Consider the following 26,363-nt stretch of genomic DNA (forward strand, 5'->3'; position numbering starts at 1 on the left):
CCTTCGCCGCTCTTAACGAGTCGTTTGAAACCGTTTCATATACGAAACCATGCCCGTTGGTGAAGCGTCAAGGATTTTTTTCGCGACGCATTCAGGCTGCCATTTCTGGCGCGCGCGGGCAGTTTCGATCTCCAAACGGGGCTCAGGCCTGAAGGCCGAACTTCTTGATTTTATTGTAAAGCGTGCGCGTGGTCATGCCCAGTTCCTCGGCGGTTTGCGCGCGGCGAAAGCCGTTTCGCGCTAGCGCCTCGGCAATCCAATCCCGCTCGGACACGGCGACTCGTACCGGTGTTTCATCTGTCTGCACCTTCGGAATACCTGCTGGTTTTCGACGCAGAAAGTCGATCGCCTTGAGGTCGATCGTAGCACCTCCGGACCGGCGCACCGCGCGCTGGACGGCGTGGTGCAATTCTCGCACATTGCCCGGCCAGTTGTGCTCCAGCATCAACCGTAACGCAGCGTTCGAGAACTTCGGGGGCTCGCCACTGACCTGTTGGCCAAGGTACATGGCAAGTTCTGGGATATCGTCAACGCGGTCGCGCAACGGGGGCAGCGTGATTTCATGGCCGGAAATCCGGTAATACAAATCCTGTCGAAACGTTTCCCTCTCGATCTGGCCAATCGGATCCTGCGTAGTGGTCGAGATGATCCGGGCATCCGCGCGCCGGAGCGTATGATCTCCGATACGCTGCACCGTTTTTTCATCGGTGAATTTCAGAATCTTGCCCTGATGCTCGGGCTGCAATGCCGTGATTTCGTCAAAGATAATGGTGCTGCCCGACGCTTGCTCCAATGCGCCGCGTTGGGTGCCAGTACTGCCCAACGCGCCGGGCGCTCTGCCCAGCAAATGCACGCCGCCTTCCTCACCGCCCAGGGCCGGGCAATCCACGACCACGGGTTGCCGCCGGGCACTAGGCCCCGCTTCGTGCAGCCTAAGGGCTGCGCGGCTTTTGCCCGTCCCGGTCTCGCCGATCAACAGAACCGGGATGTCTTCATAGGCGAGATCATCCAGTTCTTCGCGGATCATCTGCATGGCATAAGACGAGCCCACCAGATCATTTGCGGTGTTCGAAGGGGCCTGTTTGATGCGCGTCAAGCTGGGGATCGCGGTAAAGCCCTTGGTGACTTCGCTAAGGGTTTGCTCGACCGGCAGCCGGTCAAGTGTTGAGCCTGCAACAAATCCCTGCACACCGCAGATGCGGGTGATGGCCAGCGCCTCTTCGGGCGAGGTGATGGGGCCACCGTGGCACAGTTTGTCGACCGAGGCTGGTACGCCGTCGAGAACCCGCTCGATCTGCGCCGCTGCGGTTTCCAGTGTCAGGTGCGTGCTCACGCCCGTCGCGCCGCTGGTAAAGCCCACGTTTACACAGATGGCCGTCGCACCTGCATCGACCATCCTGCGGGCCTGCGCGTTGGTGTGGACATAGACGAAGGTGCCCAGACCGGCCGCCGACGCCTCCTGCACCAGCGCGATTTCGCGGTCGAACCCCAACCCCTCGCGCTCCATCAATGCGCCCAGCCGTCCGTCGATCAGCGTGGTTGACGGGAAATTGCAGATGCCTGAGAAGCCAAGCCTTTTGGTTCTTTGCACCAGATCGCCGATGTCCAGATCGGGATCACTAACCGAGAACCCCGCATAGATCGGCGCAGAGCAGCGGCCCAGCATCTCGCGTTCGGCAAATTCGATGACCCAGTCATTGGCAGCCCGGACTGGCAGAAAGCTGGTCAGGGATGAAGCCCCCTGCACCCGGAAACGTCCCGCGTTCAGGGCCAGCAGATAATCGGCCCCGGCCTTGTCTGCCGCCTTTGCCGTCAGGCCCGAGCCAACAACCGCAGCAAACAGAAAGTTCCTGTCGCGACTTGTCATGCCGCACCCTCGCACCAGATCAGACCGTCCACATCAAGCGTGCTAAGCGGAACCATGCGTTCGTGCCATGTCGAGGTATAGGCAAACACGCTGACCTGCTCTGCCTCGTCCCGGATCGTCTCAATCACCCTTTGCAATGAACCCAGAACAAGCGCGCCGCTGTCGGGGCTGTCCACATCCAGCAGGCCGGGGTGCAGGGCAAGCTGGTTCAGCCCGGCCCTTACCGCGGCGCGGGCCTGCGCCAGCGAGATGAAGAAGGCCAGCGTCTGAAATCCGGCGGCTTTGGCGCGGGCCAGAAAAGCGTATTCGAACTCAGGCGAGGCCGGGATTGTCGACATCGACTGGCGCAAACTGCCATCCAGCAGGATCGAAGAGGGCCAGTTCACCACGCCGCGATACCCTTTCTCATAGAGTTGCGAGAGCATGGTCGCTTCGGACCCGAACGGATCGCTGGCCAAAATGGCCGCCCAGTCGCCCTGTTTCGGCGTTTCACGCAGCACGCGGTTGTGGTCAAGCCGGGGCATTACGAAGGCCAAATCTGCCTGAGAAACACTCAGACCACCCAAAGCAGGGCAGTAAATGCGGTCGATCTGGTCCGGGTCGGCAGAACGCGCGCCAGTAAGTGTCAGGTTTTGCATGACCCTGTATAGGAAGAGATTTCCGTGTTTGAGAAGCTATTTCTTATTTTTTCTTACTATCTTAAAAGCGGTTGAGCATATGAAGGCATTAAGTCTTTATAAAATAAAGATATTTTTCTTCACCGGAAATGAATCCGATGCTGTGCCGATTTCTGAAATTCGGACATTGTCGTCTCAACGGGAGGAATCATGACCTTATTTCTGATCGTCACCCTGAATGGGCTGACGCTTGCAGCACTCTACTTTTTGGCCGCCAGCGGATTTAGCCTGATCTTCGGGCTGATGCGCACGGTGAACATGGCCCACGGGGCGTTGCTGTTGCTGGGTGGCTATGTCGGCTACAGCATCGTCGATGCGACCGGCTCATGGGGTCTGGGTGTTCTCGGGGGTGGATTGGCGGCGGCCTTGGCAGGAGCCATCGTGCAGGCCGGCATTCTGGGCTGGATGCAGGGGGATGAACTGCGCCAGACGCTTGCCTCGATTGCGATCTCGATCATCATGGCTGATCTGATGCTGTTGTACTGGGGCGGGCTGACCTATCAAGTTGAACTGCCCGATGCCTTGGCCGGGGGGCAGCGCCTGCCGGTTCTGGGTGTGGGGTATGCCAATATCCGTCTTGCGCTGATGGGCTTTGCGCTGGTGGTCGGGATTGGCCTGTGGTTTCTGATCCAACGCACGCGATTTGGTGCGGTAATTCGAGCGGGTGTGGACGATCAGGACATGCTGCGCGCGTTGGGTTATCCGATCAACCGTATTTTCATCCTTGTCTTTGCTTTGGGCGGCATGCTGGCCGGAATGGCCGGAGTCGTTGCTGCCAGTGCGCTGTCGATTGCGCCGGGCACGGACCTGCAATTCCTGCTGTCCTCGCTGGTGGTGGTGATCGTCGGCGGCATGGGCTCAATCGGAGGCGCAGCCTTGGGCGCGCTGCTGGTCGGTCTCGCCGAGCAATACGGCCTGGCCTATGCACCCACCTACGGCGTGGTGTTCACCTTTGCGATCATGGTGCTGGTGCTGGCGGTGCGTCCGCAGGGCCTGCTGGGAAAGGCCGAGCAATGAAACAGGCGCTGATCCTTGTCCCGCTGCTGATCCTGCCCTTGATGCTGAACGATTTCTGGCTGACGCAGGTGGCCACGCGGTCGCTGATCCTTGGCATCATGGCGTTGAGCCTCAGCTTTCTGGCCACCTATCTGGGCGTTGTCTCGTTCGCGCAGGCGACCATGGCCGGGATTGCGGGCTACACCATCGCGTTTTTTGGTCCCAATACAGTGGGGATCGGGGTTCCGCTGCCGTTCTGGATTTCGATCCCGTTGGCGCTGATCCTTGCGACCGTTTCGGGCGCTCTGGTCGGCCTGATCGCACGCCGGTCACGCGGGATTTACGCCATCATGATCACGCTGGCGATTGGGGTGGCGTTCTTCTACTTCACCCGCCAGAATTATACCTTCTTCAACGGCTGGACCGGCTTTTCCGGCGTCCGTGCACCCGAGATTGCGGGCTTTAGCCTGCGTGATCCGCTGCCGCTGTATCTGTTGTCTCTGGGTATGGCCGCGCTGGCGCTGGCGCTGGTCAGCGGCTTTGTCCGTTCACCGCTGGGCCTGACCATTCAAGCCGTACGCGACGCGCCGGGGCGCGTACTGGCGTTGGGGATTTCCGTTACCACGCCTATCGTTGCCGCCTTTGCCTTTTCGGGCCTGCTGGCTGGGGCCGGGGGTATCCTGAACGTTTGGTATCAGGAACGCATCTCATCCTTTTCGGTCGGCCTTGGGCCCATCATCGACATCCTCATCATCTCAGTCATCGGCGGGCTTCGCCACCCGGGCGGAGCGTTTGTCGGCGCGGTGGTCTTTGTCCTGCTTGACACCTTTGCCGTCGACCTGATCGACCGCGAGCGATTCAACACGCTGATCGGTGTCGTGCTGCTGCTGATCGTGATCGTGGCCCCCGGTGGGCTGCAACAACTGGCAAGCGACTGGATGGCGCGGCTGCGCCGTCCGGAAATCAAAGAAAAATCAACTGTCTGAGCACACTCATAGGGAGGAACCTGAAAAATGAATAAGCTCAAAATGGCCGCATCGGCGCTGGCGCTCTGCGCAATGGCGGTGCCTGCATCTGCCGACGACGTCAAGATCGGCGTGATCTCAATTCTCGAAGGCGCGTTTGCCGCGCTGGGTCAGGACGGCATCCGCGGCGCGGAACTGGCGGTTCTGGAAGCCGGTGGCGAGGTTGATGGCAACAAGATCGAAGTCATCACCATATCCTCAGACGCCAGTCCGGACAGCGCGGTTAATGCAGCCCGCAAGCTGATCGAACAGGACGGTGTGGACATGATCGTCGGCCCGCTATCCGGTTCAGAAGGTCTGGCGCTGCGCGACCTGTCGAAATCCTACCCTGCCGTGACTTTCATCAACGGGTCTTCGGCGGCGCAGGATACGACCCTGCGTGACAGCTCTGACAACTTCTTCCGTTTTGGCGGCGATGGTGCACAGTGGATGGTCGGCGTGGGCGATTATGCCTATAACGACATGGGTTACAAATCCGTGGCCGTGATCGCCGAAGACTATTCTTTCCCCTACACTCAGGTTTTGGGCTTCATGTCCGAGTTCTGCTCGGCGGGTGGCAAGGTGCCCGAGAAGTTCTGGACCCCAATCGGCAACAAGGACTACTCCTCGGTTGTCTACTCGATCCCGCAGGATGTCGACGCGATTTTCGTGGCCTTGGGCGGCGCGGACGCGGTCAACTTCTTGACTCAGTACAGCCAGGCAGGCGGTGACAAGCCGATCATCGGCGGCTCGATCACCATTGACCAATCGATCCTGGACAGCAAAGGCCCCTTCAAGAAGCTTCTGGTTGGCGCGCCTGCGGGCACCCCCACCGTCAGCGACTATGACGGCGCAGAGTGGAAAGAGTTCTCGGCCAGCTACACCGACGCCTTCCCGGATGGCTTCTCGGCCCCCTCGATCTTTGCCCATCACTATTACATGGCAGCAAAAGCCGGTCTGCTGGCACTGGATGAGGTCGACGGTGATCTGTCCAACGATCAGGCGGCGTTCCGCGAGGCGCTTACCAACCTGACCTTCGTCACCCCAACCGGCGGCACCATGCGTCTGGATAAGAACCGCAACGGCATCGTCGACAACTTTGTGACCGAAGTGTTCGAGCGCGAAGACGGCACGCTGGGCAACCGCGTGGTCAAGGTTGTGCGCGATGTGGATCAGCTGCTGGGACAGGACGAAGACGCCTTCCTGGCCTCGGGGCCGGTCAGCCGGGACAACCCTTCGTGCCCGTAAGCCACTCACATACCAACGCCAATGCCCTGGAGGTTCGGGGCATTGGCAAACGCTTTGGCGGGTTCTGGGCGGTGCAGGATATCGACCTGACCGTCCGCCCCGGCGAGCGGCGCGCGATCCTTGGGCCGAACGGGGCGGGCAAGACCAGCCTGTTCAACGTGCTGACCGGGGATACCAGCGCCACGACCGGCCAGATCACCCTGTTTGGCAACAGCGTGACGCGCGAGCCGATCAACAAAAGAATTCAACGCGGGCTGCGGCGCACCTATCAGCACGCCCACCTGTTCAACGGCCTGACCGTGCGCGACACGCTGTTTCTGGCCGTGGCCGGGGTGCGCGGCGGCTGGCGGCAGGTGCTGCCCCTGCGCGCCAGCGATGACCGGCTGGCCGAGGCCGAGCGTCTGGCCGAAGTGGCTGGTGTAACCGATGTGCTGGACCGCGAAACGTCGGAACTCAGCCACGGGCAGCGGCGGCAGCTTGAGATCGGTATCGCGCTGGCCGAGAACCCAAAGATCTTGCTGCTGGATGAACCGGCGGCGGGGTTGTCACCTGCTGAACGTCCGAAACTCAGCGCGTTGCTGATGTCCTTGCCCAAGGATGTGACGGTTGTGCTGATCGAACACGATATGGATATTGCTTTGCAGACCTCGGAAAGCGTTTCGGTCCTCTATAACGGACGGATGCTGGCCGAGGGCTCACCCGACGAGATCATGCGCAACGAAGACGTGCATCGCGTCTATATCGGAGGTGCGCATGGCCACTGACCTGTTGGATATTCGCGGGCTGGACCTGCGTTATGGTTCAAGCCATGTGTTGCACGGGGTTGATCTGAACCTCGGCACCCGCCCTCTGGGCATTCTGGGCCGCAACGGCATGGGCAAGACCAGCCTGTGCAACGCCATCATGGGTCTGCACCCGCATTCGGCGGGGGTAATCCGGTTTGACGGCGTGGATATGACCGGCCTGCCGCCCGAGAAACGCGCACAGATGGGAATTGGCTATGTGCCGCAGGGACGGAGAGTGTTTCGGTCTCTGACTGTCGAAGAGCACCTGAAGATCGTCGAACGCAAAGGCGGCGCTTGGTCTGTTGACCGCGTGTATGAAACCTTTCCGCGCCTCAAGGAACGACGCCGCAATCTGGGTAACCGCCTGTCGGGTGGGGAACAACAGATGCTGGCGATTGGCCGCGCGCTGCTGTTGAACCCGCGCCTGATGGTTCTGGACGAACCGACCGAGGGGCTGGCCCCGGCCATCGTTTCCGACGTGATCGACCTGATCGACCTGATCGCAGGCGAAGGCATCGCGGTGCTGCTGGTCGAACAGAACATGCATGCAGCACTGGCTGCCGTACAGGACGTGGCCATCATGGTTGGCGGAGAAGTTGTCGAGCGGATAACGGCAGAGGCCCTTGAAAACGATACGGCGATGCAAAAACGCCATATGGGGCTGGAACCTGGGCAGTCAGGCTAAAGGGAAGGAGAGAGGATGACAAAAAGAGCTTACGTGATCGGCACCGCCGACACCAAAGGGCCGGAACTGCGCTATGTGCGCGATCTGATCGATGCGGCAGGGATGGAAACCGTGCTGGTCAATGTCGGCACCAAAGGCGGTGAGGCTGGCGTGGATGTAACCGCCGCCAGCGTCGCGGCTTGCCATCCTGACGGTCCGGCCTCGGTGTTTGTAAACGACCGCGGGCAGGCCGTGACCGAGATGTCGCGCGCGCTGACGTCGTTTGTGCTGGGCCGTGACGATCTTGGCGGCATCATTGGGCTGGGCGGCTCGGGCGGGTCGGGAATTATTGCGCCCGTGATGCAGGCTTTGCCAATCGGCGTGCCCAAGGTGCTGGTGTCGACCTTGGCCTCGGGTGATGTCTCGGCCTATGTCGGCGCGTCGGATGTGAACATGTTCCACCCGGTGACGGATGTATCCGGCCTGAACCGCGTGTCGCGGAAATTGCTCGGCAACGCGGCCCATGCGCTGGCCGGCATGATGGCGAACGAGGTGCCCGAGGCCACCGATGACCGCCCCGCACTGGTTCTGTCGATGTTCGGCGTCACTACCCCTGCCGTTCAGGCCATCACCGACGGTCTGGCCGAGGACTATGATTGCCTTGTTTTCCACGCCACCGGCAGCGGTGGCCGGTCGATGGAGCAATTGGTCGATCAGGGCGACGTCGCGGGCGTGCTGGACATCACGACGACCGAGATCTGCGACTTGATCGTGGGCGGCTTTCTCAGTGCGGGCGAAGAACGCCTCGACAGCATCGCGCGAAGCAAACTGCCCTATGTAGGGTCTTGCGGCGCGCTGGACATGGCGAATTTCTGGGCCCAGGACTCGGTGCCTGCACAGTTCAAAGGACGCAATTTCTATCACCACAACGCGCAGGTCACGCTGATGCGCTCAACCCCGGACGAATGCGCGCAGATCGGTACATGGATCGGCAACAAGCTGAATGCCTGTGACGGGCCAGTGCGGTTCCTGCTGCCCCTGCGCGGGGTCTCGGCGCTGGATACCGAGGGCGGAGCCTTCCACGATCCGGTGGCCAATGAGGCGCTCTTCCAGGCGTTGCGCGATACGGTGAACCAAACCCCCGACCGGCAATTGGTCGAACTGGACATGCACATCAACGATCCCACCTTTGCCGAGGCCGCGATCAGCAATTTCAACGAAATCTATGTAAAGAAGGATACCTGAGATGGCAGTCACGGGACGCGCAGAAATCCTTGGCCGCCTGCGGGCCAAAATCGCAGCAGACAAGGTCATTGTCGGTGGCGGTGCGGGCACCGGTCTTTCCGCCAAATGCGAAGAAGCCGGCGGCATTGATCTGATTGTCATTTACAATTCAGGCCGCTATCGCATGGCCGGCCGCGGGTCGCTGGCGGGGTATATGTCATATGGCAACGCCAACGAGATCGTCGTGGACATGGGGCGCGAAGTGCTGCCTGTTGTCAAAAAGGTACCCGTTCTGGCGGGTGTGAACGCCACCGACCCGTTCTGTATCATGGACAAGTTTCTGGACGATCTGGCCGCCATGGGTTTTGCCGGGGTTCAGAATTTTCCCACCGTGGGCATCATCGATGGACGCTTCCGGCGCGAGCTTGAGGCAACCGGCATGTCCTATGACATGGAGGTCGAGATGATCGCCAAAGCCCGCGAACGAGACCTGCTGACCACGCCTTATGTGTTCAGCGCTGACAATGCCGCTGAAATGGCCAAGGCGGGCGCGGATGTGATCGTGGCGCATTTCGGACTGACCACTGGCGGTTCAATCGGCGCAGGGGACAGCGCGCCCGATATTGCAGAATGCGCGCGGCTTTACGATGAATGGGCCTCCGCAGCTCGGGCGTATCGCGATGACCTGATCTTTATCTGCCATGGCGGTCCGCTGGCAGAACCTGAGGACGCGCAGAAATTCCTTGACCTCTGTCCCGATTGCCATGGCTTTTATGGTGCATCATCCATGGAGCGTCTGCCCACCGAACGGGCGATAACAGCCCAGACCGCCGAGTTCGGTAAACTGCGTCGTGGCGCACGCGTCACTGAAGGAGAGTTCCAATGATCAAAGCCTATTCCTCAACCATCATCGCGGTACCGGTCGATCAGGTGTGGGAGCGCGTGCGCGACTTCAATGGGCTGCCCAACTGGCATCCGGCAGCCACTGACAGCCGAATTGAAGAGGGGCACGCCAGCGGCCAGGTCGGGTGTGTACGCAATTTCGCTCTGACCGACGGCTCAGGCCGCATCCGCGAGACTTTGCTGTCCTTGTCCCATACGGACAGGGAGCTGTCCTATGACATGCTGCCTAACGGCCCGCTTCCGTTCGTTAACTATGCGGCGAAAATGCGATTCTCGCCGATTACCGACCGAAACGAAACCTTTGCGGAATGGTGGGCCGAGTTCGAGGCTGGAGACGGGCAGACCGACCACTGGCACCGTTTCGTAGAAAAGGATGTGTTCTTAGGCGGCTTCCGCGCTTTGGAAGAGAGCTTCTCCTCATAGTGTGAGCGATTCGTGAACCGCGACGGTTGTGTCGCAAAATTTTCGATGGACCAGAGCCAACGTTATGCTAGACGCAGTTATCCTGCGAGCTCAGCGAACATCCGAAAGCCGGATGTCGTATCGCTAGAGTATCGTCTCTTCCGGATCATGTTAGCGATCTCGATCCCATCAAGCTTGGCTAAAGCTGATCCGAACGACTTGAACCCACACATGTGCCGCACTCGTCGTTTGATGAATCTGTGATCCTGTTCGATCATGTTGTTCAAGTATTTGGACCTGATCGTCTGTATTTTCGCAGGGCAACTGAACCGCTTCAGGATTTTGTTAACTTCTCGAATGAAAGGGTCGCCTTGAAGCCGTGAGGCAAGTGGCACATGGCGGGCCTCTGCGACTCAGTTTGGGCGCGACGACGCTGTGACATCCCCTCGATCCCCGGCGTCCATTAAAAGAAGGGCGACCGCTATCGAATTTTCTGTTTACTTTCGAGTGTGTAGAATGTCTTTCGAATTTTATCTTGCCACAATTGGAACGTTCCATTACAAATTTTGGAACGTTCCAATTGCGGGGTGATAAGATGAATTGGGCATTTGTCGGAGCGAGCACAATAGCTTCGCAATACATGTTGGACGCGGTGCGCCGGCAGGTGGGCAACAACGTGACCTGGGTCGTCAGCAATTCTCCAGATCGGGTTCAGACCTGGGCCAAGGAACACGGAATTCCCAACGCAACTACAGACTTGGACGCTGCGCTTTCTGACCAGAACGTTCAGGCTGTTTATGTTTCCTCTACCAATGAGAAGCACCACGGTCAGGCAATGGCAGGCATTGCGGCTGGTAAACATGTTCTATGTGAAAAGCCGCTTGGGATGACTCAGGCGGAAGCTGTAGAGATGGTGCGCGCAGCCGAAGCGGCTGGCGTGACCTTTGGTACAAATCACCACTTGCGATGCTCTGGCAGCCATCGTGCCATTCGTGACCTTATTGCTGACGGGCGCGTCGGTGACGTTCTTTCGTTGCGTATCCACCACGCGGTGCATTTGCCGGGGAACCTACAGGGGTGGCGCATCAACTCAGCAGCTGCTGGCGGCGGCGTGATCCCCGACATCGTCGTTCATGATGCGGATGTAACGCGGTTCCTGCTCAATGAGGACCCGATTTCTGTCGTCGCGCAAATGGCCAGCTCTGGGATGGGGCAGGGGGTCGAAGACACGTGCATGTCGGTGTGGACGATGCCCTCGGGGGCAATGGTCATGACGCACGAAAGTTTTACGCACCCCTTTGCCGGGTCGGGCCTGCAAGTGCATGGGACCAAGGGCTCGATCTTTGCGGATGGCGTCATGACGCAGCGCCCCGTTGGGGCAATAAAACTGGTGACAGAAGCCGGAAGCGAAGAAATCCCGTTTTCGGAGCATTCACTCTACATTCAGGGCGTTTCCGAATTTGTCGCTGCGGCAGCGGGTCAGGGTCGTCCAGCTGCGGATGGATCTGATGGAGTGAAATCGCTGTCCGTCGCGTTGAGCGTTCGTGAGGCTGCTGCGTCAGGCAAGCGCATCAATGTAGACTATGGTGGCTTCTGATGACCAAGCTCGTTTCCGTATCCGAGGCCGTTTCTCGCGTTCCCGACAATGCGGTGGTAACCGTTTCATCATCCTCGGCGCTGGGGTGCCCCGACCTTGTGCTGAAGGCGCTTGGAGAGCGGTTTCGCACGGAAGGGCATCCGCGCAACATAACAACGCTGCATCCTATCGCCGCCGGGGATATGTATGGCGTGAAGGGCATGGATTATCTGGCGCAGGATGGGTTACTAAGCCGGGTTCTAGCCGGATCGTACCCGTCGGGCCCTTCCAGCCTTGAGATGCCGGAAATCTGGAAAATGATCGTCGAGGATCGGGTCGCCGCATATAACGTGCCGTCGGGAATTCTGTTCGACATGCATCGCGAGGCCGCAGCGCATCGGCCCGGTGTTCTGACGCAAGTCGGACTTGAGACCTTCGTGGATCCCGTCCGCGAAGGGTGCTCGATGAATGCGCGTGGCGCGGCAGCGCCTATCGTGAACCGGAGAGAGTTCGACGGTCAGACCTGGCTACACTTCCCAAACATCAACCCGAATGTGTGTGTTTTGCGCGCAACAACGGCGGACGAGTTCGGCAACCTGACCTATGAACATGAAGGTGCCTATTTGGGCGGATTGGAGCAAGCGATTTGCGTACGCAACCACGGTGGTCTTGTGATCGCACAGGTTCAACGAGTGACTGCCGCCGGAAGCTTGCGACCCCATGACGTGCGCGTGCCAGGGCATCTGGTCGACCTGATCGTTGAAGACCCGGACCAGATGCAAACGACTGAAACGTCTTATGATCCTGCGATCTCTGGCCAGATCATGCGCCCTTGGGACAGCTTTTCGCTGGCCGAGCATGGCGTCGAAAAGGTCATCGCCCGCCGCGCCGCGCAAGAGCTGCGCACAGGGATGAGCGCCAATCTGGGCTTCGGCATCAGCGCCATGGTTCCGCGTGTATTGTTGGAGGAGGGACATTCTCAGGCTGTGACATGGGCGATCGAGCAAGGGGCCGTTGGAGGCGTCCCATTGACCGGCTTTGCCTTTGGCTGCGCGTCCAACGCACATGCTTTCGTGCCGTCTCCACAGCAGTTTATCTATTTCCAGGGCGGCGGCTTCGACATGTCGTTCCTTTCTTTCCTTGAGGTCGATGTCGAAGGTAATGTGAACGTTTCCAAACTTGGTAAGAAGCCCTACCTGACAGCTGGATGCGGCGGCTTTGTTGATATTACCACACGTGCCCAAAAGATCGTGTTCTCAGGCTGGTTCGAAGCTGGTGCCAAGATCGATCTGGCCGATGACGGTATCCGCGTGAATGCCCCCGGGAAGTTCACCAAGATGGTGGATCAGGTCGAACATGTCACATTCTCCGGCCGCCGTGCCCGCGAAACCGGACAGGACGTTCTTTATGTAACAGAGCGCTGCGTCATTCGTCTGTCGGATCAGGGGTTGATCGCGACGGAAATCATGCCTGGCATTGAGGCGCAGCGTGACATTGTCGACGCCTCGGGTGGTCGCGTTAAAGTCGCGGAAAATGCGGTTCAAATGCCTAAATCGCTGTTCGCAGAAGGTCGCATGGGGATGACCCTGTGAGCAGTCTCGGGTTTCATATAGAAAGTGCAACCGCCGTCCTGACTTTGGATAATATGGCCAAACTGAATGCGTTGACAGTGGATATGCTGGACGCGCTGATGGTTCGGCTGCAAGAGGTCGAGCGTGATACGTCCATTCGTGCCCTCGTATTGACCGGCAGGGGCGAAAAAGCGTTCTGTTGCGGAGCCGATATCGGCGCGTGGGGCGGTCTGAGCCCCGCCGAATTCGCGCGTCATTGGGTTCGTGACGGGCATCGCATCTTTGATCGGCTAGCACGGATCGGCAAACCGACTATCGCTGCGATCAACGGTCACGCCTTCGGTGGTGGGCTGGAGCTGGCTAGCTGCTGCGATCTGCGCCTGATGACCCCGCACGCTACGCTGGCTTTGCCCGAAGCTCGGGTTGGGATCGTGCCTGGCTGGTCCGGGACGCAACGGTTGACCCGGTTGATCCCCGAAGCTGCGGTCAAGGAGATGGCACTCTTTGGGCGTCGTATTGGTGCAGACCGCGCGCTGGCATTAGGCTTTGCGACCGAGGTAACTGACAACGTTCTAGTGCGCGCGCTTGAGATCACTGCCGACCTGAGCGGCCTCTCGCCCCGCGCCACCGAAATCTCAAAAAGCATGATCCATGTAGCGGTTGGTGAAGACGCCCATGCCGCGGTCGAAGCCCTCGGCAGCGCGGCAATCGCAGCCTCGGCGGACCGTGAAGAAGGTGTCGCGGCGTTCATGGAAAAACGAAACCCAACGTTTTCGGGCCTCTGACGATATGAAAGACATCACAATCAACCCTGCCATCCCGTTCGATCTGCCGCCTCTGTTTGAAGGTCGGCACCTTATCGATGGCACGTGGCAGGACAGCGCGTCGGGCGAGACATTCGAGCGTCAATCGCCGTCGCATGGCCACATAGTGAGCCGTTCAGCGTTGGGTGGCGAAGCAGAAACCGTGGCCGCGATCCACGCGGCGCGCAAGGCGTTCGACAGCGGTCTCTGGAGCCGTGCATCGGGCAAGGAACGCGCGACGGTTCTGCTTAAAGTCGCGGACCTGATTGAACAGAATGTTGACCGGATCGCTCTGACCGAAACGCTGGAAAGCGGCAAGCCGATCAGTCAATCCAAGGGCGAAATTGGCGGTGCTGCAGATCTGTGGCGCTATGCGGCCTCATTGGCGCGCAGCACCCACGGCGACAGTCACAATACACTTGGCGCGGACATGATGGGTGTCGTTCTAAAGGAACCCATCGGTGTCGTCTCCATCATTACGCCTTGGAACTTTCCGTTCTGGATCCTCAGCCAGAAACTGCCATTTGCACTGGCTGCAGGCTGTACCGTTGTCGTGAAGCCGTCTGAGATGACGCCGTCGACGACCCTGATGTTGGGCGAATTGCTGGTTGAAGCGGGATTGCCCGCTGGAGTCTGCAATATCGTGCTTGGTTACGGCGTTCCCGTCGGACGCATTATGTCCGGCCACGACAGCGTGGATATGGTCAGCTTTACCGGCTCGACAGCCGTGGGTAAGACGATCAGCGCTGTTGCGTCGGACACGCTCAAGAAAGTTGCGCTAGAGCTTGGGGGCAAGAACCCACAAGTCATTTTCCCGGACGCCGATTTGGACGCAGCCGCCGATGCTGTTGTGTTCGGCGTCTATTTTAACGTCGGCCAGTGCTGCAACTCCAGCAGTCGCATCATTGTACACGAAGACATTGCCGATGAATTCCGCGAGCGTGTCGTTGCCCTGTCGCGCAAGGTCAAGTTCGGCGATCCTCTGAATCCATCGACGCAGGTTGGTGCGATTGTCACGCCCGAGCATAACTCGAAAATCGACGCATACGTCAAACAGGCGCAGGCGTCGGGTGCCACCATCGCCTTGGGTGGTGCGCCGCTGCAGGTCGAAGGGCTGGGCGATCAGTTCTATCAGCCTACCATCGTAACGAACATTCAGCCTGATATGCCGATTGCGCGGGACGAAGTGTTTGGCCCCGTCCTATCCGTTCTGACGTTCAAAACACTGGACGAAGCCGTCGAGCTGACCAATGATAGCGCTTACGGTCTGTCGGCAGGGGTCTGGAGCGAAAACGTCCACACCTGCCTGGAATTCGCCCGTCGTGCAGAAACGGGAACGGTCTGGACCAACACCTGGATGGACGGGTTCCCCGAGGTTGCCTTCGGAGGATTCAAACAATCCGGGCAAGGGCGGGAAATCGGACGCTATGGGTTCGAGGAATTTTTCGAGGTGAAATCAGTGGTCATGCGCATCGGTAACGGCCGCGTGCCTTGGGTTTCGCAAGATTAAGACAGGGCTCTGCGACAAAGGCCCAAAAGGATGAACGCATTAAGGGAGGAAACAAAAATGCGTAAACTGCTAAAGACAAAATCGCTGATTGTGGCTGGTCTGCTTTGCACGACCAGCATTGCGCAGGCCGAAGAGGTCGAGGTTCTGCACTGGTGGACATCGGGTGGCGAAGCTGCCGCACTGAACGTTCTAAAAGACGACCTGTCCGGGCAGGGTATTGGCTGGACGGATATGCCGGTCGCTGGCGGCGGTGGTGAGCAAGCCATGACCGTTCTGCGCGCCCGGGTTACGGCTGGCAACGCCCCAACCGCGGTTCAGGCGTTGGGCTTTGACATTCTCGATTGGGCCAATCAGGGCGCGCTGGCTGACCTGAACGAGGTGGCTGCCAAAGAAGGTTGGGACGACGTTGTTCCGGACGCCCTGAAGGCATTCGCCAAGCATGATGGCAAATGGGTGTCTGCACCTGTCAACGTGCATTCAACCAACTGGGTCTGGGCGAACAAGGCCGTTCTGGACGCTAATGGCATTGCCCAGCCGACCAACTGGGATGAATTCGTCTCCGCCGTTGAGGCCTTGAAAGACGCCGGTGTAACGCCGATCGCGCATGGTGGCCAGGCCTGGCAGGACGCGACCATTTTCGACGCGGTGGCGATGTCGACGTTGGGGCCGGATGGCTACAAGGCGGCATTTGTTGATCTGGACGAAGGAACTCTGGGTGGCGACGCCATGAAAGAAGCCTTCGACCGCATGGCTTTCATCCGCGACAACGTGGATGAGAACTTCTCGGGTCGTGACTGGAACCTTGCAACCGCCATGGTCATCAATGGAGAGGCCGGTTTCCAGATGATGGGCGACTGGGCCAAAGGCGAGTTTCTGAACGCGGGCAAAGTACCGGGAGAGGACTTCCTGTGCTTCCGTTTCCCTGGCACGCAGGATCAGGTCACGTTCAACGCCGACCAGTTCATGATGTTTGATCAAGGTGGCTCGGTTTCGGCTGAACAGGCGGCGCTGGCCAGCGCAATTCTGTCACCGTCGTTCCAGATTGCCTTCAACAAGGTGAAGGGTTCTGTGCCTGCTCGTACAGACGTTGACGGCAGTGATCTGGATGCTTGCGGTCAGCAAGGCATGAAGGATCTGGCAGCTGCTGCTTCGTCCGGCAACCTGTTTGGCTCGATGGCGCACGGACATGCCGCACCCGCATCGGTGAAGAATGCGGTCTACGACGTCGTGACCGCTCATTTCAACGGCGAATATGACAGCGAAACGGCCGTGGTTGAGCTGGTCGACGCAGTTTCGATCGCCAAGTGATCCTAACGTGATCCTCCCGATGGGGCGGCGGATTGGCCGCCCTGTCACCTAAGGGGCGCGAACGCTCCGATCTTTTGCACTCGAACGAGGAGGGCGCGCCATGGCTGCTTCAGCCGACGCGGATTTCAAGACACGCCTTCAGAACTGGATACCCAAGCTGGTCTTGTCACCTTCACTGGCGATGATGCTGGTCTTTGTCTACGGGTTCATTCTGTTTTCGGTCTACTTGTCCTTCACCGACAGCCGCATCTTGCCGACCTTTGGCTGGGTCGGTTGGGAAAACTATGACAAGCTTTGGCGGTTAAGTCATTGGGAGACCTCGCTGATCAACATGGGGATCTTTGCAAGCCTCTATATCGTAATCTGCACTTGCATAGGGCTTGGTCTCGCCATTTTCCTCGATCAGAAAATCCGCGGTGAAGGGCTGCTGCGCCCGATTTACCTATACCCGATGGCGCTGAGCTTCATCGTCACAGGCACCGCATGGAAATGGTTCCTTGATCCCGGCATCGGCCTGGAAAACGTGATGCACACATGGGGTTGGACCAGCTTCGAGTTCGACTGGATCAAGAACCGAGACTACGCAATTTACACCGTCGTGTTGGCGGCGGTCTGGCAGACCAGCGGATTCGTTATGGCAATGTTTCTGGCCGGTCTGCGTGGCATCGACAACGAAATCCTGCGCGCGGCGCAGATGGATGGGGCCTCGAACTGGAACCTCTATCGCCGGATTATCATTCCGCAATTGCGCCCCGCATTCCTGTCGGCTTTCGTGATCCTCAGCCACCTAGCGATCAAGACCTTTGACCTTGTGATTGCCCTGACCGGAGGCGGGCCGGGTCGTGCAACCGAGTTGCCCGCGACCTTCATGTATTCCTACACGTTCACGCGGAATCAGATGGGGATCGGCGCGGCCTCGGCCACGATCATGCTGATGACCATCGCGGCGATCATGATCCCTTATCTGTACGCTGAATTGCGGGAGAAACGCTGATGTCTCAAGCAACTCAGGATACCGCAATCCGCACTGGCCGCGTCACACGCACGCTGATCTATCTGGTGCTACTGCTATTCGGTCTTTTTTACCTACTGCCGCTTTATGTGATGCTGGTAAACTCGGTGAAACCGCTGGAAGAGATCACCGGCGGTGGGATGATGAACCTTCCGCAGGTGTTCACGATTGAGCCCTGGCTGAAGGCGTGGTCTTCGGCCCAGATTGGTGTCGATCCGACCGGATTGAAGCCGTACTTCTGGAACTCCATCAAGATGGTGGTTCCGGCGGTGATCGTATCGACCATCCTTGGCGCGCTGAACGGCTATGTACTGACCAAGTGGCGCTTCAAGTATGACACCATCCTGTTTGGATTGATGCTGTTCGCCTGCTTTATTCCGTTCCAGATCGTGCTGATTCCGATGGCGCGGATGCTGGGCCTGATTGGTCTGGCGGGCACCACATGGGGTCTGGCCCTTGTGCATTTGGTCTATGGGATCGGGTTCACCACGCTCTATTTCCGCAACTACTATGCCGTCTTCCCGACCGAGCTGATCCGGGCCGCGCAAATCGACGGGGCCGGGTTCTTTCAGATCTTCTGGCGCATCCTGCTGCCCAGTTCCGGGCCGATCGCGGTGGTGTCGATCATCTGGCAGTTCACCAACATCTGGAATGACTTCCTGTTTGGGGCCTCATTCGCTGATGCCAACAGTCAGCCGATGACCGTGGCGCTGAACAATCTGGTGCAGTCATCCACCGGAGTTAAGGAATACAACGTTCATTTCGCAGGGGCCATTCTGGCGGCTCTGCCAACTCTGCTCGTCTACATCGTGGCCGGTCGATACTTTGTCCGCGGCCTGATGGCGGGTTCCGTGAAAGGATAAGACCTGATGGGTTTTCTGGACATAGACAACGCGACCAAATCCTACGGCGCGGTCGAGGTTTTGCACAAAGTCGACATCTCGGTACAGGAGGGTGAGTTTCTGGTGCTGGTCGGCCCTTCGGGTTGCGGCAAGTCGACCCTGCTGAACATGATCGCCGGGCTGGAGGAGATCACCAGCGGAGAAATCCGTATCAAGGATCAGGTGATGAACGGGGTCCACCCGTCGAACCGCAATATCGCCATGGTGTTTCAAAGCTATGCTTTGTACCCCAATATGACCGTGGGCCAGAACATCACTTTTGGGCTTGAGATGCACGGCGTTCCCAAGCCTGAGCGCGAGAAAGCGATGCAGGAGGTCGCTAAGCTGTTGCAGATCGAGCAGTTGCTGGATCGCAAACCCGGGCAACTTTCAGGCGGTCAACGTCAGCGGGTTGCCATGGGGCGGGCCTTGGTGCGCAACCCCGATGTGTTCCTGTTCGATGAACCTCTGTCCAATCTGGACGCCAAACTGCGCGTCGACATGCGGACCGAGATCAAGAAACTGCACCAGAATCTTGGCACCACCATCGTCTACGTGACCCACGACCAGATCGAGGCGATGACGCTGTCCAGCCGGATTGCGGTCATGAATGGTGGCTATGTGCAGCAGTTGGGAACGCCGCAGGAAATTTACGACACCCCGGCCAATATCTTTGTGGCGACCTTCATGGGCTCGCCCGCGATGAACGTGGTGCCTGCGCAAGTCGCCGTTCTGAACGGTCGTCCGCATGCCGAGGTTGCAGTTCATGATGGATCAATGGCGCAACTGCCGTTCAGCCAAGACAATCTGGCCGCCTGGGACGGGCGCGAGATCCTGTTGGGCATCCGCCCCGAGACAATAACTGACATGGATGGGGCAGATCGAAAGTCGTCGAACATCGCGCAAATGACCAACCGTATCGTGGTGACGGAGCCCGCTGGATCGGACACCTTTGTCTCGATGCAATTGGGCGGACGTGATGTAATTGCGCGTATGCGTTCGGATGCCGAGGTCGCAGCGGGTCAGGACTTCAACTTTGCAGTGAACATGGAAAAGGCCGTGGCTTTTGATCCCGAAAGCGAGATGCGGATCCTTCCATGAACCGGGCTGACGTCATAATCATTGGATCGGGTATCGGGGGGGCAACGCTGGCTGCCGCGTTGGCACCGTCCGGTCGCCGCATTCTGATCCTTGAAAGAGGAGAGCGTTTGCAGCCCTCACCGCAGGATCGAGACCCAAGAGCGATCTTTGCCAATGGGCATTTCCGCCCGGATGAAACATGGCTGGATGGAGCAGGCAAACCCTTCAACCCCGGAAACTACTACTGCGTGGGCGGCAATTCCAAGTTTTATGGAGCAGCTTTGATCCGCTACCGGAAAGAGGACTTTGAACCGCGTCAGCATATGGGTGGCCTCTCTCTTGGCTGGCCGATGCCTTACGAAGAGTTAGAGCCCGACTACACGACGGCTGAAGAGCTTTATGTCGCGCGTGGAACCACCGAAGAAGACCCTACCGAGCCGCAGCACAGCAAGGGCTACCCACGCCCGCCGGTGCCAGATGAGGTTGACATTGCCGACCTGAGGGGCCGGCTACGCACCACAGGTTTGACGCCATCCTCGGTACCGCTGGGGGTGGACATTGAGACCTGGCTGCAGGCCGGGCAAACGACTTGGGATGCGTTTCCTAATACATGCAGCGGAAAAATGGATGCCGAAACCTGTGCGCTCGCCGAGGCGTTGAAACATGGGAATGTCGAACTGTTGACCGGTGCACGGGTTCGAAAGCTCACGGCGGGTGACGATGGTCGCATAAAAAGCGTCGAGGTTGACGGCCAAGGCGCCTTGCACGCACCGGTCATTGCGCTTGCCGCAGGCGCGGTTCAGTCGGCGGCCCTGTTGCTGCAATCCGCGAACGACAATTGTCCAACCGGTCTTGCGAACCGGTCCGATCAGGTCGGGCGGAACTTTATGAACCACAATTGCTCGGCGGTGCTGGCGCTGCATCCTCTGCGTCGAAATAGGGCAGTCTATCAGAAGACGTTGATGTTTAACGACTATTACAACAGCGACGGGCAGGGTGGCTTGCCATTGGGCAATATTCAGATGCTGGGAAAGATCACCGGACCGATCCTTTCGTCACAAACTCGCCTGCCGGGACCGATTGCAGCGCTAATCGCCAATCGCAGCTTTGATTTCTATGCCATGTCCGAGGACCTGCCGAACCCGGACAGCCGGGTGACGGTCGAAGGAGGCCAGATCAGATTGGACTGGAAACGCTCGAACTGGACCGCGCATGAGGCCCTTGTCGCGCGGCTCAAAGCGCATCTGAAACAGGCAGGCTTTCCAGTGGTTCTGTCGCGCCCCTTTGATCGGCGCACACCGTCGCATCAATGCGGCACAGCACGGATGGGCAATGACCCGGCAAGCAGTGCCGTCGACACGTTTTGCCGCAGTCATGACCACAAGAACCTATTCATTGTCGACGCTTCGGTCCTTCCGACATCTGCGGCGGTTAACCCGGCTCTTACGATCGCCGCACTGGCTCTCCGGGCAGGTCGTCACATCATTGAAACGGAGTTTTCCGCATGACCGGAACAGCATTGGTAACCGGAGGACAACAGGGCATTGGCCTTGGGGTCGCGCGTGCCTTGATAGCGGCGGGATACAAGGTCGCAGTAGCCTCTCGCTCGGCGCCCGACAATCCGGTCGTTCAGGCGGCTTTGGCGGAGCTCGGCACAAGCACAATTTATGTGCGGCACGACGTGTCCGACATTGATCACGTTCCGGCGCTACTGGATCAGATCGAAGCTAGTTTGGGCCCGATCACCGCGTTGATAAACAACGCAGGAGTGGGGGCGCCGGTGCGCGGTGACATGCTGGATCTGAAACCTGAGAACTGGGATTTCGTGCAGAACATCAATCTGCGCGGCGCGTTTTTTCTGGCGCAAGAAGTGGCCCGGCGCATGTTGAAGCAGCCGCTAGAAACCTATCGTTCGATCACCTTTGTCACTTCGGTCAGCGCGACAATGGTATCGATAGAACGGGCCGAGTACTGCGTGTCCAAAGCGGCTGCGGCGATGATGGCTCAACTTTTCGCCGTACGCATGGCCCCACATGGCATCGGGGTGTTTGAGCTGCGGCCCGGCATCATCGCCACCGAGATGACTGCGAGCGTACGCGACAAATACACCGAGCGTATCGAGGGCGGTCTTGTCCCCGCAACCCGCTGGGGTGAGCCCGAGGATATTGGGTCGGTTGTTATCCCGCTGGTTCAGGGGCAAATGCACTTTGCAAACGGGGCCGCTATCCCAGTGGATGGTGGTCTGTCGATCTCACGTCTTTAACGCAGGGCACATCAGAATGTCTGAGGGATTTGATTTCATTGTTGTCGGAGGTGGCTCGGCAGGCTCGGTCATCGCCGCGCGTTTGTCCGAAGAACGATCGGCGAAAGTGCTGTTGCTAGAGGCCGGATCCACCGACCGCCATCCGTTTTTTCACCTGCCCGCCGGGTTCGCAAAGATGACCAAGGGCATCGGCAGCTGGGGCTGGTCTACAGTTCCGCAAAAGCACATGCAGAACAAGGTCTTCAACTACACGCAGGCCAAGGTGATCGGCGGGGGGTCGGCGATCAACGCGCAGATCTATACCCGTGGCGCGGCGCAGGACTACGACGACTGGCGGCAGATGGGTTGCGAGGGGTGGAGCTATGCCGATGTGCTGCCTTATTTCAAAAAGTCTGAAGACAACGACACCTACGACGACGAATATCACGGCAAGGGCGGGCCGTTGGGGGTGTCCATGCCTGCAGCGCCACTGCCAATCTGCGACGCCTATATCAAGGCCGCGGGGCAGCTGGGGATTCCCGAAACCTGCGATGTGAACGGTGCCAAACAGGACGGCGCAGGGTACTATCAACTGACCCAACGCAACGCACGGCGCTCATCCGCTGCGATGGCGTTTATTGCACCCAACCGCAGCCGTCCGAACCTGACGGTGCGCACCGGCGCACAGGTCCGCCGCATCATGGTGGATAAGGGTAGGGTGACGAGTATCGAGATGATGAACGGCGACAAGATCGTTGCCTCTAAAGAGATTATTCTCTCCTCAGGCGCCATCGGCTCGCCGCGTCTGCTACAACTGTCGGGCATTGGTCCGGCGGATGAATTGGACAATCTAGGAATCGATGCGGTGTATCACCAGCCTCAGGTGGGCGCGAATCTGCAAGACCATCTGGATCTATATTCCATTTGCGAGGTGACCGGGCCGCACACCTATGACCGTTTTGCGAAACTGCATCTCTCGGCCCTCGCCGCACTGCAATATGCGTTCACCCGCAAGGGACCTGTGGCATCTAGCCTGTTTGAAACAGGGGGCTTCTGGTACGCCGACCCGGATGCGCGATCACCCGACATTCAGATGCATCTGGGGTTGGGCACGGGCATCGAGGCGGGCGTCGAGGCAATGCCAAACGGCGGGGTCACCTTGAACGCCTGCTTCCTGCGACCAAGGTCGCGCGGAACGGTAAGGCTGCAAAGTTCAGACCCTGCAGTCATGCCACTGATCGATCCCAACTATCTGGCAGATCCTTATGATCGCGAGATGTCTATTCGCGGGTTGAAACTGGTGCAGAACATCCTCGCACAGGAGGCGCTGAAATCTTATGTCCTCGCCGAACGCCTGCCGGGGCCTGACGTGCGGACCGAGCAGGACTATTTCGACTTCATCTGCGTGCACTCAAAAACGTCTCATCACTGCGCAGGCACCTGCCGGATGGGTAGCGATGACGAAGCCGTTCTGGATCCGCGCCTACGGTTCAATGGGATCGAAGGGCTGCGCGTTGCCGATGCGTCGATCATGCCGAGGGTCAATTCCTCGAACACCAACGCCCCCACCATCATGATTGGTGAAAAAGCCGCCGACATGATCAAACAAGATCAGGGTATCTGACAATGATCCGCCATATCGTACTGACCAAATTCCGCCCCGAGGTGAGCGAACAGATCATCGCGGGCATCTATCACGGCCTCGCAGGGGTGGCCGAAGCCCTTCCAGGGGCCAGCGGTTTCATCGGAGGTCGCAGCCAAAGCCCCGAGCAGATCGAACGTGGCTTTATGCACGGGTTTGTGATCGATTTCGACGATTGGGCAGCGCTGGAGAACTATCAAAACAACGAAACACACAAAGTGCTGGGCGCACAATTGGTCAAGAACGCTGTGGGCGGTATCGACGGTATTCTGGTTTTGGATTTGGAGGTTTGAGAAAATGAAACTGATTCTACCAAATCCCGAGGGGCAGCTAGAACCATATACTCTGACCGGCACGCCGTTGGTGCCACGAGCGCCAAAAGTGCCTCTGACTCGCACGGCGTTTGCCGCGGCGCATGTGGTCTCGGACCCGCTGACGGAACGCGACCCTTGGGATGGGCGTCCAGCGGTGGATTGGGATGCGACGCTGCGCTTTCGTCAAGGGCTGTGGGATCAGGGTTTGGGTCTGGCCGAGGCAATGGATACTGCTCAGCGCGGGATGGGTGTGGATTGGGCGACTGCGTTGGAGCTGATCCAGCGGACAATGACGGCTGCAAAGGCCCATCCAATGTCACCCCGCGTCGCCTGTGGGGCAGGGACAGACCACCTGCCGCTGAGCGCGCTAAATACCGCTGGTGAAATCCTGTCGGCTTACGAACATCAGGCCGAAGCGATTGAGGCGGCGGGTGGCCAGTTGATCCTGATGGCCTCGCGCGCGTTACCGGCCATCAACGCGGGTCCGGACACCTATCATGACGTCTATCGTGTGTTGATCGATGGCGCGGCTGAGCCGGTGATCCTGCATTGGCTGGGCGACATGTTTGATCCCGCTTTGACCGGTTATTGGGGCAGTGCGGATGTCGATGCCGCCAGTGATTTCGTTCTGTCTTTGATCGATGAGAACTCGGCCAAAGTGGATGGCATCAAGATCTCCCTGTTGGATCAAGCCCACGAAGAGGCCTTCCGCGCGCGGTTACCGGAGGGCGTGCGCCTCTACACCGGCGACGATTTCAATTATGCCGATCTTATTGCCGGGGACGGCACGCATTTTTCCCATGCTCTACTTGGCATTTTCGCCGCCATTGCTCCTGCGGCCAGCCAGGCGCTTGAGGCGTTGGCGATGGGTGATATGAACCGCTACACCGCGTTGTTCGCGCCAACTGTTCCCCTCAGCCGAGAGATATTCAAGGCTCCAACCCGGTTCTACAAAGCCGGCATTGCCTATCTGGCGTGGCTGAACGGGTCGCAGTCTCATTTCATCATGCCGGGTGGGTTTCAATCCAGCCGTGACATCTGCCACTACGCGCAGGTCTTTAGGCTTGCGGATCAGGCCGGTTTACTCTCGGACCCGGAACTGGCTAAAGCACGGTTGACCGCGCTTCTTAGCGTGCATGGAGTTGAGCAATAGCCTGAATGCGCAGACCCACGATCATAGATGTTGCCAATTCGGCGGGCGTTTCCAAATCGACTGTAAGCCTTGTGTTGCAGGGCAGCCCGCAGGTGAAGCCAGAGACACGCAAGCTGGTTCATGCCGCAATGAAAGAGATTGGGTATGTGTACAATCGGTCGGCAGCAAATCTGCGATCCACGGGAACGGCGCTGATAGGTTTGGTAATCAACGACCTGACCAACCCGTTTTTCACTGAGTTTGCGACTTCCTTGCAGATGGCGCTGGGGTCTCGAGGCTATGCGGTCGTCGTGGCCAACACAAACGAAGACCCCGCGCTTCAGGATCAGGTGGTGGGCGCGATGCTGGAGCACGGCGTTTCCGCCTTGATCCTATCACCTGCTTACGGCGATGTCGCAAACACCCTGTCCGCGGTCGAGCGAGCCGGCATCCCTTTGATGCAGGTCTTGCGGCAAGTTGAAAGCAAAATGGCGAGGTTTCCCTTTGTCGCCCCCGACTATGCAGAGGGTGGTCGAGCGGCAACGCAGTTCCTGATCGACACGGGCGCGCGGAACATCGCTTTCATCGGTGGTCTGGATGGCGCCGAAGTCACTCGCGAAAGACTGTCTGGCTACATTGGTGCAACAAAGTGCAACGGTATGCGGCCTATTGTGAAGACAGGGAAATCCAGTCGGTCATTTGGGCACGAAGCAACGATCAGCTTGTTCAAGGAGCATCCGGAGTGCGACGCCGCAGTTTGCTTTAATGACCTTATTGCCTTTGGAATGATTAATGCCTGCCATGAAACGCAAGTTAGGATTGGCACAGAGTTTCAGATCGTCGGTTTCGACGATATCAAGGAAGCCTCGGAATGCTGGCCTGCACTGTCTACGGTACACTGTGGCGTCTCTGAGTTTGGCGAACAAGTGGCAGACACTGTTTTGCTATGGCTGCAGGATGGAGTTACGCCGGCACAGCAAGTGCGCACTTCCACGCGCTTGGTTTTGAGACAAACCACGAAAGGCATAAAATAGCCAAAGGGAATACAGGCCATTGTTGAGAAGCGCCTTGTTCTAAAGTTGTCGGAAGGGTCTTGTCAGAAGGCCTTTGCTTGAGCGGGGTAGGGCAGTTGCGTAACCTTTACACATGACCAGACCTGCCTCTTGCAAGTACTTTAAAACCAGTCCCGAGATCATCCGCATGGCCGTGATGCTGTACATCCGTTTCCCTCTCTCTTCGGAATGTCGAAGATCTGTTGCATGAGCGAGGTATCGACCTGAGCCACGATACTGTCCGGAATTGGTGGCACAGGTTTAGGGCCGTCCGCGCGATCAGCTAACAGCGGAGCAGAAGCCTGTGCTGCAACAGCATCGAGGTCCGGAATGAGCCCGGAGCGGTTATTTGCCCCCGAAGCTACCTGTCCTCAAAGAGGGATCTGTTGCGAAATTTTGACTGGCGACAGCGATAGCATTGTGCCGGGGGTTAAGCGGCCAGCTCTGCAAATTGCCGAAACGGACAGACT

At 58.6% G+C, this 26,363-nt stretch carries 24 protein-coding genes and 2 pseudogenes; 23 read left to right on the forward strand and 3 right to left on the reverse strand.

Features of this window, described 5'->3' with window-relative positions; translation table 11 throughout:
- Positions 1 to 142: 142 nt before the first annotated feature.
- Both ACR0FG_RS19525 and ACR0FG_RS19530 read right to left on the reverse strand, forming a co-directional pair.
- Complete coding sequence (locus tag ACR0FG_RS19525) at positions 143 to 1,867, reverse strand: phosphoenolpyruvate hydrolase family protein (RefSeq protein WP_480894903.1); 1,725 nt, start codon at positions 1,865 to 1,867, stop codon at positions 143 to 145.
- Positions 1,864 to 2,505, reverse strand: a complete 642-nt coding sequence (locus ACR0FG_RS19530; protein ID WP_480894904.1) for a phosphoenolpyruvate hydrolase family protein — start codon at positions 2,503 to 2,505, stop codon at positions 1,864 to 1,866. Before ACR0FG_RS19530 ends, ACR0FG_RS19525 begins: the two co-directional genes overlap by 4 nt.
- 189 nt (positions 2,506 to 2,694) lie before the next feature.
- Between ACR0FG_RS19530 and ACR0FG_RS19535 the strand changes: the two genes are divergently transcribed.
- The 8 genes from ACR0FG_RS19535 to ACR0FG_RS19570 are packed head-to-tail and all read left to right on the forward strand — an operon-like array spanning position 2,695 to position 9,791.
- Positions 2,695 to 3,561, forward strand: coding sequence for a branched-chain amino acid ABC transporter permease (locus tag ACR0FG_RS19535; protein ID WP_480894905.1), 867 nt, complete (start codon positions 2,695 to 2,697; stop codon positions 3,559 to 3,561).
- Complete coding sequence (locus ACR0FG_RS19540; protein WP_480894907.1) at positions 3,558 to 4,526, forward strand: branched-chain amino acid ABC transporter permease; 969 nt, start codon at positions 3,558 to 3,560, stop codon at positions 4,524 to 4,526. Before ACR0FG_RS19535 ends, ACR0FG_RS19540 begins: the two co-directional genes overlap by 4 nt.
- A gap of 27 nt (positions 4,527 to 4,553) precedes the next feature.
- Complete coding sequence (locus tag ACR0FG_RS19545; protein ID WP_480894909.1) at positions 4,554 to 5,792, forward strand: ABC transporter substrate-binding protein; 1,239 nt, start codon at positions 4,554 to 4,556, stop codon at positions 5,790 to 5,792.
- Positions 5,783 to 6,556: an ABC transporter ATP-binding protein gene (locus ACR0FG_RS19550; RefSeq protein ID WP_480894911.1), complete on the forward strand. Its 774-nt coding sequence runs from the start codon at positions 5,783 to 5,785 to the stop codon at positions 6,554 to 6,556. Before ACR0FG_RS19545 ends, ACR0FG_RS19550 begins: the two co-directional genes overlap by 10 nt.
- The gene (locus ACR0FG_RS19555) at positions 6,546 to 7,262 is read left to right on the forward strand and encodes an ABC transporter ATP-binding protein (RefSeq protein WP_480894913.1); all 717 of its coding nucleotides are present in this window, start codon (positions 6,546 to 6,548) and stop codon (positions 7,260 to 7,262) included. Before ACR0FG_RS19550 ends, ACR0FG_RS19555 begins: the two co-directional genes overlap by 11 nt.
- Positions 7,263 to 7,277: 15 nt before the next feature.
- Positions 7,278 to 8,486 (forward strand): Tm-1-like ATP-binding domain-containing protein, encoded by a 1,209-nt coding sequence (locus tag ACR0FG_RS19560; RefSeq protein WP_480894915.1) that lies wholly within the window; start codon positions 7,278 to 7,280, stop codon positions 8,484 to 8,486.
- 1 nt (position 8,487) lies between these two features.
- Positions 8,488 to 9,351, forward strand: coding sequence for a phosphoenolpyruvate hydrolase family protein (locus ACR0FG_RS19565; protein ID WP_480894917.1), 864 nt, complete (start codon positions 8,488 to 8,490; stop codon positions 9,349 to 9,351).
- Positions 9,348 to 9,791 (forward strand): SRPBCC family protein, encoded by a 444-nt coding sequence (locus ACR0FG_RS19570; protein ID WP_480894919.1) that lies wholly within the window; start codon positions 9,348 to 9,350, stop codon positions 9,789 to 9,791. Before ACR0FG_RS19565 ends, ACR0FG_RS19570 begins: the two co-directional genes overlap by 4 nt.
- Positions 9,792 to 9,868: 77 nt before the next feature.
- On the opposite strand, the pseudogene ACR0FG_RS19575 reads toward ACR0FG_RS19570, so the two are convergent.
- Positions 9,869 to 10,129 (reverse strand): annotated as a pseudogene (locus tag ACR0FG_RS19575) (DDE-type integrase/transposase/recombinase); the annotation flags it as partial.
- Between the two features lie 236 nt (positions 10,130 to 10,365).
- On the opposite strand from ACR0FG_RS19575, the gene ACR0FG_RS19580 reads away from it, so the two are divergent.
- From ACR0FG_RS19580 to ACR0FG_RS19650, 15 genes and pseudogenes are all read left to right on the forward strand, one after another.
- Positions 10,366 to 11,367 (forward strand): Gfo/Idh/MocA family protein, encoded by a 1,002-nt coding sequence (locus ACR0FG_RS19580; RefSeq protein WP_480894920.1) that lies wholly within the window; start codon positions 10,366 to 10,368, stop codon positions 11,365 to 11,367.
- A complete protein-coding gene (locus ACR0FG_RS19585) occupies positions 11,367 to 12,938 on the forward strand; it encodes an acyl CoA:acetate/3-ketoacid CoA transferase (protein WP_480894922.1) in 1,572 nt (523 codons plus the stop codon). The genes ACR0FG_RS19580 and ACR0FG_RS19585 overlap by 1 nt, the downstream gene beginning before the upstream one ends.
- Complete coding sequence (locus ACR0FG_RS19590; RefSeq protein ID WP_480894924.1) at positions 12,935 to 13,702, forward strand: enoyl-CoA hydratase/isomerase family protein; 768 nt, start codon at positions 12,935 to 12,937, stop codon at positions 13,700 to 13,702. Before ACR0FG_RS19585 ends, ACR0FG_RS19590 begins: the two co-directional genes overlap by 4 nt.
- A 4-nt stretch (positions 13,703 to 13,706) precedes the next feature.
- Positions 13,707 to 15,230: an aldehyde dehydrogenase family protein gene (locus tag ACR0FG_RS19595; protein ID WP_480894926.1), complete on the forward strand. Its 1,524-nt coding sequence runs from the start codon at positions 13,707 to 13,709 to the stop codon at positions 15,228 to 15,230.
- 57 nt (positions 15,231 to 15,287) lie between these two features.
- Positions 15,288 to 16,538 carry an ABC transporter substrate-binding protein gene (locus tag ACR0FG_RS19600; protein WP_480894928.1) on the forward strand — a complete coding sequence of 417 codons (1,251 nt, stop codon included), beginning with the start codon at positions 15,288 to 15,290 and terminating at the stop codon, positions 16,536 to 16,538.
- 100 nt (positions 16,539 to 16,638) lie between these two features.
- On the forward strand, positions 16,639 to 17,532 hold the full coding sequence (locus ACR0FG_RS19605; protein ID WP_480472011.1) for a carbohydrate ABC transporter permease: 894 nt from the start codon (positions 16,639 to 16,641) through the stop codon (positions 17,530 to 17,532).
- On the forward strand, positions 17,532 to 18,413 hold the full coding sequence (locus ACR0FG_RS19610; protein WP_480894930.1) for a carbohydrate ABC transporter permease: 882 nt from the start codon (positions 17,532 to 17,534) through the stop codon (positions 18,411 to 18,413). The genes ACR0FG_RS19605 and ACR0FG_RS19610 overlap by 1 nt, the downstream gene beginning before the upstream one ends.
- 6 nt (positions 18,414 to 18,419) lie before the next feature.
- Entirely contained in the window at positions 18,420 to 19,532 is a 1,113-nt protein-coding gene (locus ACR0FG_RS19615) for an ABC transporter ATP-binding protein (protein ID WP_480894932.1), read from the forward strand.
- Positions 19,529 to 21,019, forward strand: coding sequence for a GMC oxidoreductase (locus ACR0FG_RS19620; RefSeq protein WP_480894934.1), 1,491 nt, complete (start codon positions 19,529 to 19,531; stop codon positions 21,017 to 21,019). Before ACR0FG_RS19615 ends, ACR0FG_RS19620 begins: the two co-directional genes overlap by 4 nt.
- Positions 21,016 to 21,774: a 3-ketoacyl-ACP reductase gene (locus ACR0FG_RS19625; protein ID WP_480894936.1), complete on the forward strand. Its 759-nt coding sequence runs from the start codon at positions 21,016 to 21,018 to the stop codon at positions 21,772 to 21,774. Before ACR0FG_RS19620 ends, ACR0FG_RS19625 begins: the two co-directional genes overlap by 4 nt.
- A 16-nt stretch (positions 21,775 to 21,790) precedes the next feature.
- On the forward strand, positions 21,791 to 23,377 hold the full coding sequence (locus ACR0FG_RS19630; RefSeq protein WP_480894937.1) for a GMC family oxidoreductase: 1,587 nt from the start codon (positions 21,791 to 21,793) through the stop codon (positions 23,375 to 23,377).
- Positions 23,378 to 23,379: 2 nt separating this feature from the next.
- The gene (locus tag ACR0FG_RS19635; protein WP_480894938.1) at positions 23,380 to 23,688 is read left to right on the forward strand and encodes a Dabb family protein; all 309 of its coding nucleotides are present in this window, start codon (positions 23,380 to 23,382) and stop codon (positions 23,686 to 23,688) included.
- A gap of 4 nt (positions 23,689 to 23,692) precedes the next feature.
- Complete coding sequence (locus ACR0FG_RS19640) at positions 23,693 to 24,862, forward strand: dihydrodipicolinate synthase family protein (RefSeq protein ID WP_480894939.1); 1,170 nt, start codon at positions 23,693 to 23,695, stop codon at positions 24,860 to 24,862.
- Between the two features lie 5 nt (positions 24,863 to 24,867).
- Positions 24,868 to 25,875 carry a LacI family DNA-binding transcriptional regulator gene (locus ACR0FG_RS19645; RefSeq protein ID WP_480894940.1) on the forward strand — a complete coding sequence of 336 codons (1,008 nt, stop codon included), beginning with the start codon at positions 24,868 to 24,870 and terminating at the stop codon, positions 25,873 to 25,875.
- A 112-nt stretch (positions 25,876 to 25,987) separates the two neighbouring features.
- A pseudogene (locus ACR0FG_RS19650) lies at positions 25,988 to 26,156 on the forward strand (IS6 family transposase); the annotation flags it as partial.
- Positions 26,157 to 26,363: the final 207 nt, after the last annotated feature.

The sequence above is a fragment of the Ruegeria sp. E1 genome, assembly GCF_056534225.1.